Below are 12,221 nucleotides of genomic sequence, written 5' to 3' on the forward strand. Positions count from 1 at the left end.
CTTAAATTTTATCAGAAGATGTCCTTTTTATTATGAAAAAAATAAAAGCATGTGAAATTTTACTGAGCGTAAAATTTCACATGCTTTTTAGGTTTTCAGACTAGGGTTTTGTCCCAGCCTCTTTTTTGCATTTGCCGTTGTATAAGAGTCAGCAATCTCAGGATCCTAATCCTATTATTCTTTATTTTGTTTCTACAATTCCGATATAAGGGAGTTGACGGTATTTTTCAGCATAATCAATGCCATACCCGACAATAAATTTGTCTGGAATTTCAAAACCACAGTAATCAACTGGAATGTCACATTTGCGGCGTTCAGGTTTATCAAGCAATGTACAAATTTTTAATGCTTTTGGACTGCGATCACGTAAATTTTTTTGTAAGTAATTCAACGTAAGACCAGAATCAATAATGTCTTCTACAATGATAACATTTTTATTTTTAATATCAGTATCTAAATCTTTAATTAACTTTACGACCCCTGAACTTGTTGTGCTGTTTCCATAACTTGAAACAGCCATAAAATCAATGCTTACATTTATTTTCATATTTCGCATTAAATCAGATACAAACACAACCGCTCCTTTTAATATTCCAACAAGCAGCACATCTTCTCCATTAAAATCTCGTTCAATCTCTTCAGCCAATTCTTTTACCCGAGTTTGGATTTGCTCTTCTGTTAATAATGCTTTTTCTATTAAACCGCTCATTTTGTCACCTCAAGTTCTTTTTTCATTAAGAGTATAACACGTTTGTTTATTTTTACATAAAAAAAACAGGGGTTACCCTGTTTTTTCAGCATTTTCTTCTTGAAGATGTTTTTCATCAATGCGCTCTTCGATTTTTTTAAGTTCCAGCTCGTTTTCCAAGAGCTCTTGTTTATTTTTTTCTACAAGCTCCTCAAATGTTAGTTGGTTTCTTTTTCTCATTTTATCAACACTCCAAATTTTTTAAAAATTTAAATGATTTTTACAAACTAATCATAGCATAATTATATTAAGAAAAATCAACTAAATTGTTAAAATTATTTGAAAACGATAAAAATCGACAAATTTTCAATGGATGAAGAGGAAATAAAGTATAGGCTTTCAATAGTCGTTGAAAGTGTACGAAATGCTTCTCTTAGCACCTAATAGTAAAGTAACGCATAAAAGGCAATTAAATATAAAAAAGAATAATGACATATGAACTGTTAAATTTATGAAAAAAAACGAAAAGGAACAAGTATTTTTAGAATCCTGCTTGCATAAAGTTTGTTATGTAACAAGGTGAGTTAGAGGAGGACAGCATTTTGTTGCTAAGGCATAAGGGATAGAATATTACACGAATGATGAAAGGACATACCTACTTGTTAATAATGAATATATTTTCATAGGAAATAATAACTATTTTTTAGTGGAAAAAGTTTATCCATTATTAGCAAACGGGAATAGTTTAAGCAAATTGTTAAGGGGTGATGGCAGTGAGATTAAAAGACAAAGTTGCGATTGTCACAGGGGCTGGAAATGGAATTGGACGTGAAACCGTCTTATTATTTGCTAAGGAAGGCGCAAAGGTTGTCATTGCTGATTTTGCTGAGGAGTCAGGCAAAAATGTTCTTCAAGAAGTGAAAAATCAAGGTGGAGAAGGAATCTTTAAAAAAGTAAATGTGGCAAGTAAAGAAAGTGTAGATGAAATGGTCAAGGCTGCTGTTGAAGCGTATGGAACAGTCGATATTTTAGTGAACAATGCAGGAATTACAAGAGATGGGATGCTCACTAAGCTGGAAGCAGAAGATTGGCAAAAGGTTATCGATGTCAATTTATCAGGTGTTTTTTATTGTACACAAGCAGTCGTTCCTACAATGATTGAAAAAGGAAAAGGGAAAATTATCAGTACCTCATCTGTTTCAGGGGTGTATGGAAATGTAGGTCAAACAAATTACGCAGCCACAAAAGCTGGAGTTGTTGGAATGACAAAAACATGGGCAAAAGAATTAGGTAGAAAAGGCATTAATGTAAATGCTGTAGCACCTGGATTTATTGAAACTGGAATGGTTGCTGCTGTACCTGAAAAAGTGATTGAAAAAGTAATTGCAAAAGTACCGATGCAGCGGCTTGGAAAACCATTAGATATTGCGCAAGCCTATCTTTATCTTGCCTCAGAGGAGTCAAACTATGTGAACGGGACAACACTGCACGTAGATGGAGGAATTGTCCTTTAAAAAAGCTACATAAAAGCCGCGTAAAAAAGCCGCGGCTTTTTGATATGAAAAGCTTTATTCAACTATAAAATGAGTTGAACTTAACACAGGCATGTTCGGATGCGTCGAATTTTAAGGTCAAACTATATAGTTTCTTCTTAATTTATCAACCAGTGTTTCTAGGTTGTCTCTAGAGAGTAAATTTGTCGTTTGAATAACACCTGCATCATGCTACAATAACTTCAAAAGAAGTGATCAGTCACCTAGAGGAGAACGTTATGTTGAAACACTCGCTATTCCCATTATATCTCGTATCATTTGCACAACTCTTAGCCATGCTGATTTGGTTTAATTATTCAGCTATATTGCCAATTATAAAAAAAGAATGGATGTTATCTCCCGATGAATCCGGTCTCCTTTTATCGGCATTTCAATTAGGTTATGTAATTTCCGTTTTTGTACTAGGATATTTATCAGATCGCATTCGTCCACGGCTTATCTTTATTGTTTCGGCAATAATTGCTGGAATTGGCGGCTTGCTTTTTGGACTTTGCGCTGACGATTTTTGGAGCGGCTTTCTTTTTCGTATGCTGGCTGGAATTGGCTTAGGTGGTATTTATGTACCGGGACTAAAATATTTATCAGGTGTGTATCCGCCGAATAAAAGAGGAAAAATTTTCGGGATTTATGTTGGAGCGCTTGTTGTTGGTTCAGGGGGAGCATTATTGTGTACCTCATCTTTTATCACATTTTTGGGTTGGCGTGAAGTGGTTGTGATCACCTCTGTAGGAGCTTTTATAGCGGCTGGTATGATGTTTTGTTATCGCATAGATCCTCCGCTTCCAGAAAAACCCCCTAAATTTTCGAAAGTTCTTCTAAAGTCTATTATTAACAATAAAAAACTTGTAAAGATGAATATTGCTTATACTGGTCATAATTGGGAGTTATATGCGTTTTGGGGATGGATAGGACCTTTTATGGTTTATGTTACTCTTTTACATGGCTATTCTTTGCCCGAAGCTCAAGTAATTGGAAACTTATGGGGCGGTCTTTTTATTGTAATAGGCGGAATTGGAACATGGATTGGAGGAGAGCTTTCTGATAAAGTGGGCAGAATAGGAGCTTTAAAGCCGCTTTTAGCAGTTGGAATGATTTGTTCCTTGTCATTTGGGTGGCTTGCTGATATTCCTTATCCTGTCATTGTAGGTGTTGGGATTATTTACGGTATAACAGTTGTTGGAGATTCACCCGTTTATTCCGCAGCAATTAGTGAGCTAAGTCCCCCTCATATGATTGGTTTATCACTTGGAATTCAACAAGTGTTAGGCTACAGCATTACAGTGATTTCACCGAGTGTATTTGGTGGAGTATTAGCTTTTTTTGAAAGTGAAGCACTGGGGTGGGGAGCAGCATTTTCTATACTAGCGCTTGGTTCAATTGTAAGTTTATTAATCCTTCCTAAAAAGCTTTAAGAAGACTCAGTGTAAAAGCTTAGCATAGAAATTGCTAAGCTTTTATTAGTATAAAATAAAAAGAAGAGGAGTGCGAGGTGCCTCATTCACATATATTTTACAAATACCTTACGATGAGAAAAAATAGATAGAAGAATAATTGACAAATGTTCTTAATTTTCATAAAATCCAATTATAATGCTGGATATTGAGCTGTATCGGATAATGAGTTTGATAGACGTTCATTCCATTACAAATTCTTCCTCCTTTTTATGAAGGCGTTTACAATCGATGAAGGGGTGCTGCTATGTACAAAATAAACGAAATTCGCGAATTAATTCGTATGATTGAGCGTTCATCAATTTCAGAAGTTGTGATTAAAACAGGAAAAAATCAAGAACTTATTATCAAAAAACAGCCTCATTCTTCTTCTTTACCACCACTATCTTTACCTCAACAGGAAATGTTAACTGAGCAAACTTATAAAAAAGCGACAAAAACGCAAGCTGAAGCTGAAGCAGCACCATCTTTAGAAGAAAAACAAAGTACCGAAGAGAAAACGGTTCATCATATTGTCTCTCCGATGGTAGGTACATTTTATGTTTCACCAACGCCTGACTCCTCTCCATACGTAAAAAAAGGAGATGTGATTACTGCTGACACCATTGTTTGTATTGTTGAAGCAATGAAATTATTTAACGAAATAGAAGCGGAGGTTGAAGGGGAAGTAGTCGATATCTTTGTTGAAAATGGAGAATTTGTTGAATATGGTCAACCACTTTTTGCGATCAAAAGAAAGTAAACGGTAATGAAAGGAGTGGAGGCTTTGGATATCTTTGATAAAATAGAGGAAATGGAGGAACGCCGCTTTAAAGTAAAGCAGGGTGGAGGAGATAAACGAATCGATTCTCAGCATGAACGGGGAAAGCAAACGGCACGTGAACGAATTGAAAAGCTGTTAGATGAAGGAAGTTTTGTTGAGTTAAACCCCTTTATTGAACACCGTGGGACAGCGTTTGATTTACAAGGGAAAGAAGCCCCGGGAGAAGGCGTTGTGACAGGATATGGGAAAATTGATGATAGACTTGTTTTTATTTTTGCACAAGATTTCACTGTTTTTGGTGGGGCATTAGGTGAGATGCATGCATTGAAAATTTCAAAAATGATGGACTTTGCTGCAGAAAATGGCGCTCCAATTATTGGCCTAAATGATTCAGGTGGAGCAAGAATTCAAGAAGGGGTTCTTTCTCTTGATGGATATGGACATATTTTCTACCGAAACTCTATTTATTCAGGAGTGATTCCGCAAATTTCAGTGATTATGGGACCTTGTGCAGGAGGAGCCGTGTATTCTCCTGCCATTACAGATTTTGTTTTTATGGTAGAGAAGACGAGTCAAATGTTTATAACAGGCCCAAAAGTAATTAAAAGTGTAACAGGTGCTTCTATTAATGGAGAAGAACTTGGAGGTGCAAATGTTCATCACTCTGTAAGCGGAAATGCACACTTTGCTGCAAAAACAGAAGAAGAAGTATTGAATGAAGTGAGAAGGCTTATTTCTTTTTTACCCTCAAATAATAAAGAAAATCCCCCGCGAAAAATAGTAACCAAAAATGTATTAAATGAAGAAGAGGCAGATCAACTGTTAAACATTGTTCCAATTGATTCGACAAAAGTATATGATGTTCGAAAAGTGCTGTACTGTATTGTTGATAACCGAGACTTTATGGAAGTGCAGGCGAGCTTTGCAAAAAATATTGTGGTGGGCTTTGGCCGTATTGACGGAAAAACCATTGGGATCATTGCCAATCAACCAAAATTTAAGGCAGGCGGTCTTGATATTGATTCTTCCGATAAATGTTCGCGGTTTATTCGATTTTGTGATTGTTTTAATATTCCGCTTATTACATTTGTGGATGTGAGCGGCTTTATACCAGGTGTTATGCAGGAGCATCGCGGTATTATTCGTCATGGCGCTAAAATTTTATATGCTTATTCAGAGGCAACTGTTCCAAAAATTACGATTATTTTAAGAAAAGCATTTGGCGGAGCGTATGTAGCACTAAACAGTAAATCAATTGGTGCGGATCTTGTTTTTGCATGGCCGAATGCGGAAATTGCTGTAATGGGACCAGAGGGAGCGGCAAATATTATTTACCGAAAAGAAATTGAAAAGAGTTCAAATCCTGAAAAAATACGTACTGAAAAAATATCTGAATACAGAAACAAATTTGCAAATCCATACACTGCTGCAGCTAATGGAATGATAGATGACATTATTGATCCAAGGAATACAAAAAAAGTTCTAAAAAGCTCACTGGAAATGCTTGGTAAAAAGAAGAAAACATTACCATGCAAAAAACATGGAAATATCCCGCTTTAATGAAAGGGGATAAAAATGAAATCAAATGAGAAGTTTGCGGTGTTATTTAAAGAATTGGCTCGCTTTTCTATTCCAACGTATAAAGAATGGCGCTCTGTTACTGAAAAAATTTTAAAAAGCAGCTCTTTTAACAGCCTTTTCACATCCACCTATGAAGACATTATCCTTCAACCGATTTATGAGAAAGCCGATGATTTCCATTCATCCTACCCTTCAGATTTTCCATATCGACGAGGTACAAACGCTGTAAAAAAATCTAATAAAGCTTGGGAAATTAGTCAAGAACTTTTAGGTGCAGTGCCAACAAAGGTTAACAAAAAATTATTACATGCCTTAAAGCACGGGCAAACAGCTGTTCATCTCGTTCTTGATGACGCTTCTAAACGTGGGTTTGATCCTGATGAGGTACCGCCAGAATGGGTAGGAAGGAAAGGTGTCTCCATTGCGACAATCGATGATATGAAAGAAATTTTCCAAGGAGTTGATCTAAGCAAAACCCCTCTTTTTATTCATACAGGGGCGCTTTCCCTTCCACTGTTTGTACTACTGCAATCTTATCTTAAAAATCATTCTCTTTCATCAGCTGCACTTCAAGGCACAATTGGGATGAACCCGCTTGGAATGCTTAGTGTCGATGGTATCCTGCAAAGTCCATTAAACGTTTATTATGACAGCATGGCAAACATTATTACGTGGTCTAAACAAAATAGTCCCTCTTTACGCACTGTTTTAGTAGAAGGTCACCCCTTTCATAATGGAGGAGCAAGTGCTGTTGAAGAACTTGCTTTTAGTATAGCTTGCGGTGTTGAATATCTTCGTGCGCTGTTAGAACGAAATGTTTCGATTGAGGATGCCGCAAGCTCATTTTCTTTTTCATTTTCAATAGGCTCAAACTTTTTTATGGAAATTGCAAAGTTTCGGGCCGCAAGGGTTCTTTGGGCTTCTATTGTTGAGGCGTTTGGTGGATCAAACAATCATTCGAAAATATGGATTCATGCGAGAACATCGGAATGGAATAAAACGATTTATGATCCGTATGTAAATATGATTCGAAGTACTGTCGAAGCATTTGCAGCCGCCGCGAGCGATATTGATAGTCTCCATATTAGTTCTTTTAATGAACCCATTCAATCCAGCACGTCATTTGCTGAGCGAATTGCTCGCAATACCCATTTCATTTTACAAGAAGAAGCAAATTTTAATAAAATCATTGATCCGGGAGGTGGTTCGTTTTATATAGAAAGCCTTACAGATTCACTTGCTGAAGCAGCATGGGTATTATTTCAAAAAGTAGAAGAAAAAGGAGGGTTATATAAAGCACTTCAACAAGGCTTCCCTCAAGAAAAAATTAATAAAACAGCTAAAAAGCGTGAACAAAATATTCATTATCAAAAAGATGTGTTTGTCGGAACGAATAAATATGTAAATATACAAGAAAAGAAATGGGGTAAGAATGAGGAAAATCGGTCTGTTTATGAAGAACGGATAAAAAGTTTCAAAAAACAGCGAAAAAATCGGAGTGAAAAGAAGATTGACATTCAGATTGATTTATTAATCGATCAAGCAAAACAAGGACTAACACTCGGAATGATTCGACATGCTGTTTATAAAGAAACCCCTTCTATTTCGATTCGACCAATCCTTAAACAAAGAGCAGCTGCCTCATTTGAAAAATTAAGGTTTGCTTCTGAGCGTTACTCACTTAAAAATAATAAAAAACCAACTGTATTTTTGGTGAATATTGGAGAACTCTCTTCTTTTAGAAAACATGTTGATTTTGCTTCTGATCTATTGAAAGTAGGCGGTTTTAAAGTGCTCCGCAGCAATGAATTTCAAACCGTGAAAGAAGCAGTAAAAGCTATTATTTCACTATCTCCAAATGCAGTTGTTTTATGTTCAAAAGAGGAAAGACATCCAACCCTTGTTCCAGCGCTTATGAAAGAATTAAACAAAGTGAAGTGTCATGCTTCTGTGCTGCTGGCCGGACAACCAAGTAATCAACAAAGAAGAGAATATGAGCAGCTTGGTGTTTTTGCCTTTTTAAATGAAAATTGTAATAGTTATGATGTTCTTTTAAAGCTGCAAAAAGAAAGAGGGATGCATTCATGAAACAGCCAGATTTCACGAAACGCTCCTTTCGAAAGAATAAACAAACTGACGATTTGCAGTGGGAAGATCAAGTGGAGTTTGAGACCGGTCAAGCGTTTGAAAATGCTTTCTATGAAACTAGTGAAAATATTCCAATAAAACCGTTTTTTGCTGAAAAAGAAGTTCAAAAAATAAAAGAGTTTGATTATGCAGCAGGATTACCACCGTTTATAAGAGGTCCATATCCTACGATGTATAAATTAAGACCATGGACGATTCGGCAGTATGCGGGTTTTTCGACGGCAGAAAAAAGCAATGCTTTTTATAAAAGAAATCTTGCTGCAGGACAAAAGGGGTTATCTGTTGCTTTTGATCTTGCAACACACCGGGGCTATGATTCTGATCATCCGCGTGTTGTAAGCGATGTTGGAAAAGCGGGTGTGGCAATTGATTCAATTTTAGATATGAAAATATTATTTGACGGCATTCCTCTTGAGCAAATGTCAGTATCGATGACAATGAATGGTGCTGTTCTTCCTATACTCGCTTTTTATATTGCTGCAGCTGAAGAACAAGGAGCAGCGAAATCAAATCTGTCTGGTACAATTCAAAATGACATTTTAAAAGAGTATATGGTTCGAAATACGTATATTTATCCTCCAAGTCCCTCCATGAAGATTGTCGCTGATATTTTTTCTTATACGTCAGCACATATGCCGAAGTTTAACAGCATTAGTATATCCGGTTATCATATGCATGAGGCAGGTGCTCCAGCTGATCTTGAACTCGCTTATACACTGGCAAATGGAATTGAATATGTAAAAACCGGAATAGCTTCTGGGCTTAATATCGACTCGTTTGCACCGCGGTTATCTTTTTTTTGGGGAGTTGGGATGAATCCGTTTATGGAAATTGCAAAAATGAGGGCGGCGCGTCTCTTATGGGCCTCCTTAATAAAAAAGTTTAATCCTCAAAATGAAAAATCGCTGATTCTCCGTACACATTGTCAAACCTCGGGATGGAGTTTACAAGAAAAAGATCCTTTTAATAATGTAACAAGAACGTGTATTGAAGCGTTAGCAGCTGTTTTTGGTCATACTCAGTCTCTTCATACAAATGCGCTAGATGAGGCCATTGCTTTACCGACTGATTTTTCTGCAAGAATTGCGCGTAATACACAGCTTGTTTTACAAGAGGAAACAGGGATTACAAATGTTGTCGATCCGTGGGGAGGTTCTTATTATGTAGAATATTTAACAGAAAGGTTAGCAGAAAAAGCATTAGGACATATGAGAGAAATTGAGGAGTTTGGCGGCATGATAAAAGCGATTGAAACAGGTCTTCCAAAAATGCGTATTGAAGAAGCGGCGGCGCGCAGACAAGCAAAAATCGATTCAGGAAAAGAAGCGATTATTGGAGTAAATAAATATAAAATCGATCAAGAAGAACCGCTTGAGCTCTTAGAGGTGGATAATACAGCTGTTTTAAAATTACAAAGAGAGCGATTAGCAAAACTAAAAAAACACAGAGATAATGCTGCTGTTCACAATGCACTTTCAGCGATTACAAAAGCCGCTAAATCGGGAAAAGGAAATCTTCTCGAGCTTGCTGTAGAAGCAGCAAAAGCGCGTGCGACGCTTGGAGAAATATCAGAAGCTGTAGAAAAAAGCGTTGGAAGACATGAAGCGACAATTCGTTCGGTTAGCGGAATTTATCGTCAAGAGTTTGGTGAAGAAGAAAAAATAAAAGTCGTACAAAAAATGACAGATGAATTTGCGGAAGAAGAAGGAAGAAGACCCCGAATATTAATTGCAAAAATGGGGCAGGACGGTCATGATCGTGGAGCCAAAGTAATCGCTACAGCTTTTGCAGATTTCGGATTTGATGTGGATATTGGACCTCTTTTTCAAACGCCAGAAGAAACAGCTCTTCAAGCTGTAGAAAATGATGTTCATGTGATTGGAATGAGCTCGCTTGCAGGGGGACATAAAACCCTTCTTCCTCTGTTAATGAAAGAGCTTGAAAAACTTGAACGAGAAGATATTATCATTATTGTTGGAGGGGTGATTCCAGCTCGAGATTATCAATTTTTAAAAGCACATGGAGCAGCTGCTATTTTTGGACCAGGGACGGTTATTCCAACTGCTGCAAAGCAAGTTCTTCTTGAAATCAAGAAACGGCTTTCTGAAATGAGTGAGCGGAATGACTGAACAAAAAAAGAGTGGTCCAAAAAGAAGGGTTTTATCTGTTGAAGATTATGTAAAAGGAATATTAAAAGGAAACCGAGCTGTGTTAGCTCAAGCGATTACCCTTGTTGAAAGCAGTGCAGAAAAGCATCGTATTCTTGCGCAAACTTTAATAAATCAACTGCTTCCTTACACGGGGAAATCTATTCGAATTGGGATTACCGGGGTACCTGGTGCAGGGAAAAGTACCTTTATTGAAGCCTTAGGAACAAGGCTCTGCAATAAAGATCACCGCACAGCTGTTCTTGCTGTCGATCCTTCAAGCAGTCTAACGAAAGGAAGTATTCTAGGCGATAAAACAAGAATGGAAAAGCTCTCAAAACATCCAAACGCTTATATTCGACCTTCACCTTCAAGGGGAATGCTCGGAGGAGTAGCGAACAGAACGAGAGAAACGATGCTTCTTTGTGAAGCGGCAGGTTTTAACATTATCCTTGTAGAAACAGTTGGAACAGGACAAAGCGAAAAAGCAGTGCGCTCCCTTGTTGACTTTTTTCTTCTTATAATGCTGACAGGAGCAGGAGATGAGCTGCAGGGAATGAAAAAAGGCATTATAGAAATGGCAGATGCTGTTGTAATTAACAAAGCAGATGGAGAGAATAAACAGCATGCTTTAACCATGAAAGCAGAATTAAATCGTCTTCTTCACTTTCTAGTACCTAGTACAGTGGGATGGGAAACGAAAGCCTACACATGTTCAGCACGAAACTGCGAAGGAATTGAAACGATTTGGAAGAACATCGAAACATTTTGTGAACAAACAAAAGAAACACAAGTGTTCCATCGAAGAAGAAATGAACAATTAGTTGATTGGGTTCACTTTATGATTGAAGAAAAGTTAAAAAAACAATTTTATGAAAACGAGAGAATTAAAGAGGTAATGCCATCTGTTCAACAAGCTCTTAAAAACGGTGAATGTCATGCTTCCTCTGCAGTAGAGAGACTGTTTAAAATTTATGAAAATACTCATTAATAAAATCCATTAAACAAGCTTAAGGTATAGGAAAGCTTGTTTAATGGATTTTTATATGAAGGGAGTTCGCTTTTTTATCTTGGGTACTTTGTGCAGCTTTCCTTAATTGTGACGTACAGCTTGGACATCGTACAGCTTGTGAGGGAATCGCAGAACAACAATAAGGACATTCTTTTTTTGTCATCGAAGCAAGCGGGTTTTCATTCGGTTTTTTAAATCGGTTGATTTGGCGAACGACTAAGAATACGGCAAACATTACAATAATAAACCGCAGTAATGTTGTTAAAAATAATCCATAATTAATTGTGGCAGCTCCGGCTTCATGAGCATCTGCTAACGTCGGATAAAATCCCCCTGATAAATTAATAAATAAATTTGAAATATTGGCCTGCGCAAGCAGTAAGCCAATAGGAGGAAGCATAATATCTTTCACAAGAGAATCGATTAAATTCCCAAAAGCTGCGCCAATAACCATGCCAATTCCCATATCAGCAACATTGCCTTTCATGGCAAACTGCCTAAACTCTTTAAAAATCTTCACCAAATGTTCCCCCTTCCCTGAAAAACCTTTGTACAAGATATATGCATCAATATCTAACCTATGAATGAGATAACTTAATAAATGAAATTAAAAAGAAATGGGAATGTTAAAAAAATGGAGGTGTTAGAAATGGGTAAAAAAGTCAAACAAGATCCCGCAAGAGCAGGGTTAAATCCCCCTAATATCCAAGGACAAGGTACTGGGGTGGAATTTGGACCTGGAAGAGATGGATCGCGCAAACGTAAACGAAGTAAAGCAGGAGAGTAACATCACAAAAGCTCGCAAAAAATGGCGAGCTTTTATGATGTTTTAAACACTTCTTGGATAAAATGGTAAAAGTATGTTTTATAACCTGAAA

At 37.0% G+C, this 12,221-nt stretch carries 11 protein-coding genes; 8 read left to right on the forward strand and 3 right to left on the reverse strand.

The genetic code is table 11. The features are described 5' to 3' along the window. Positions 1 to 181: 181 nt before the first annotated feature. Together hpt and DS031_RS02400 are read right to left on the reverse strand one after the other, a co-directional pair. Entirely contained in the window at positions 182 to 709 is a 528-nt protein-coding gene (gene hpt, locus DS031_RS02395; RefSeq protein WP_113804349.1) for a hypoxanthine phosphoribosyltransferase, read from the reverse strand. A 72-nt stretch (positions 710 to 781) separates the two neighbouring features. Continuing rightward, on the reverse strand, positions 782 to 928 hold the full coding sequence (locus DS031_RS02400) for an FbpB family small basic protein (protein ID WP_113804350.1): 147 nt from the start codon (positions 926 to 928) through the stop codon (positions 782 to 784). A gap of 533 nt (positions 929 to 1,461) precedes the next feature. Between DS031_RS02400 and fabG the strand changes: the two genes are divergently transcribed. The 7 genes from fabG to meaB all read left to right on the forward strand — a co-directional run bounded on the left by fabG (position 1,462) and on the right by meaB (position 11,322). Beyond that, positions 1,462 to 2,202 carry a 3-oxoacyl-ACP reductase FabG gene (gene fabG, locus DS031_RS02405; RefSeq protein WP_113804351.1) on the forward strand — a complete coding sequence of 247 codons (741 nt, stop codon included), beginning with the start codon at positions 1,462 to 1,464 and terminating at the stop codon, positions 2,200 to 2,202. 260 nt (positions 2,203 to 2,462) lie between these two features. Continuing rightward, positions 2,463 to 3,653, forward strand: coding sequence for an MFS transporter (locus DS031_RS02410; RefSeq protein WP_181832972.1), 1,191 nt, complete (start codon positions 2,463 to 2,465; stop codon positions 3,651 to 3,653). Between the two features lie 286 nt (positions 3,654 to 3,939). Further along, positions 3,940 to 4,434, forward strand: a complete 495-nt coding sequence (gene accB, locus DS031_RS02415) for an acetyl-CoA carboxylase biotin carboxyl carrier protein (protein ID WP_113804353.1) — start codon at positions 3,940 to 3,942, stop codon at positions 4,432 to 4,434. Between the two features lie 51 nt (positions 4,435 to 4,485). After that, the gene (locus DS031_RS02420) at positions 4,486 to 6,015 is read left to right on the forward strand and encodes an acyl-CoA carboxylase subunit beta (protein ID WP_425451921.1); all 1,530 of its coding nucleotides are present in this window, start codon (positions 4,486 to 4,488) and stop codon (positions 6,013 to 6,015) included. Positions 6,016 to 6,030: 15 nt separating this feature from the next. Beyond that, the gene (locus DS031_RS02425; RefSeq protein WP_113804355.1) at positions 6,031 to 8,124 is read left to right on the forward strand and encodes a methylmalonyl-CoA mutase family protein; all 2,094 of its coding nucleotides are present in this window, start codon (positions 6,031 to 6,033) and stop codon (positions 8,122 to 8,124) included. Further along, positions 8,121 to 10,313, forward strand: a complete 2,193-nt coding sequence (gene scpA, locus DS031_RS02430; RefSeq protein ID WP_113804356.1) for a methylmalonyl-CoA mutase — start codon at positions 8,121 to 8,123, stop codon at positions 10,311 to 10,313. Before DS031_RS02425 ends, scpA begins: the two co-directional genes overlap by 4 nt. Next, on the forward strand, positions 10,306 to 11,322 hold the full coding sequence (meaB, locus tag DS031_RS02435; RefSeq protein WP_113804357.1) for a methylmalonyl Co-A mutase-associated GTPase MeaB: 1,017 nt from the start codon (positions 10,306 to 10,308) through the stop codon (positions 11,320 to 11,322). Before scpA ends, meaB begins: the two co-directional genes overlap by 8 nt. 40 nt (positions 11,323 to 11,362) lie before the next feature. Here the strand turns inward: meaB and mscL are convergent, their stop codons facing one another. Further along, on the reverse strand, positions 11,363 to 11,857 hold the full coding sequence (mscL, locus tag DS031_RS02440) for a large conductance mechanosensitive channel protein MscL (RefSeq protein ID WP_113804636.1): 495 nt from the start codon (positions 11,855 to 11,857) through the stop codon (positions 11,363 to 11,365). Between the two features lie 135 nt (positions 11,858 to 11,992). Here mscL and DS031_RS02445 point away from each other — a divergent pair, with 135 nt between their 5' ends. Further along, positions 11,993 to 12,130: a YuzL family protein gene (locus tag DS031_RS02445; RefSeq protein WP_113804637.1), complete on the forward strand. Its 138-nt coding sequence runs from the start codon at positions 11,993 to 11,995 to the stop codon at positions 12,128 to 12,130. The last annotated feature ends 91 nt before the right edge of the window (positions 12,131 to 12,221 follow it).

The organism is Bacillus taeanensis (assembly GCF_003318295.1).
Taxonomy (GTDB): Bacteria; Bacillota; Bacilli; order Bacillales; family UBA6769; genus Maribacillus; species Maribacillus taeanensis.

Excerpts from the sequence above, each read along its gene's own strand:
- hpt (WP_113804349.1), bottom strand. The coding sequence starts at position 709 with ATGAGCGGTTTAATAGAAAAAGCATTATTAACAGAAGAGCAAATCCAA.
- DS031_RS02400 (WP_113804350.1), bottom strand. The coding sequence starts at position 928 with ATGAGAAAAAGAAACCAACTAACATTTGAGGAGCTTGTAGAAAAAAAT.
- accB (WP_113804353.1), top strand. The coding sequence starts at position 3,940 with ATGTACAAAATAAACGAAATTCGCGAATTAATTCGTATGATTGAGCGT.
- DS031_RS02420 (WP_425451921.1), top strand. The coding sequence starts at position 4,486 with ATGGAGGAACGCCGCTTTAAAGTAAAGCAGGGTGGAGGAGATAAACGA.
- DS031_RS02425 (WP_113804355.1), top strand. The coding sequence starts at position 6,031 with ATGAAATCAAATGAGAAGTTTGCGGTGTTATTTAAAGAATTGGCTCGC.
- scpA (WP_113804356.1), top strand. The coding sequence starts at position 8,121 with ATGAAACAGCCAGATTTCACGAAACGCTCCTTTCGAAAGAATAAACAA.
- meaB (WP_113804357.1), top strand. The coding sequence starts at position 10,306 with ATGACTGAACAAAAAAAGAGTGGTCCAAAAAGAAGGGTTTTATCTGTT.
- DS031_RS02445 (WP_113804637.1), top strand. The coding sequence starts at position 11,993 with ATGGGTAAAAAAGTCAAACAAGATCCCGCAAGAGCAGGGTTAAATCCC.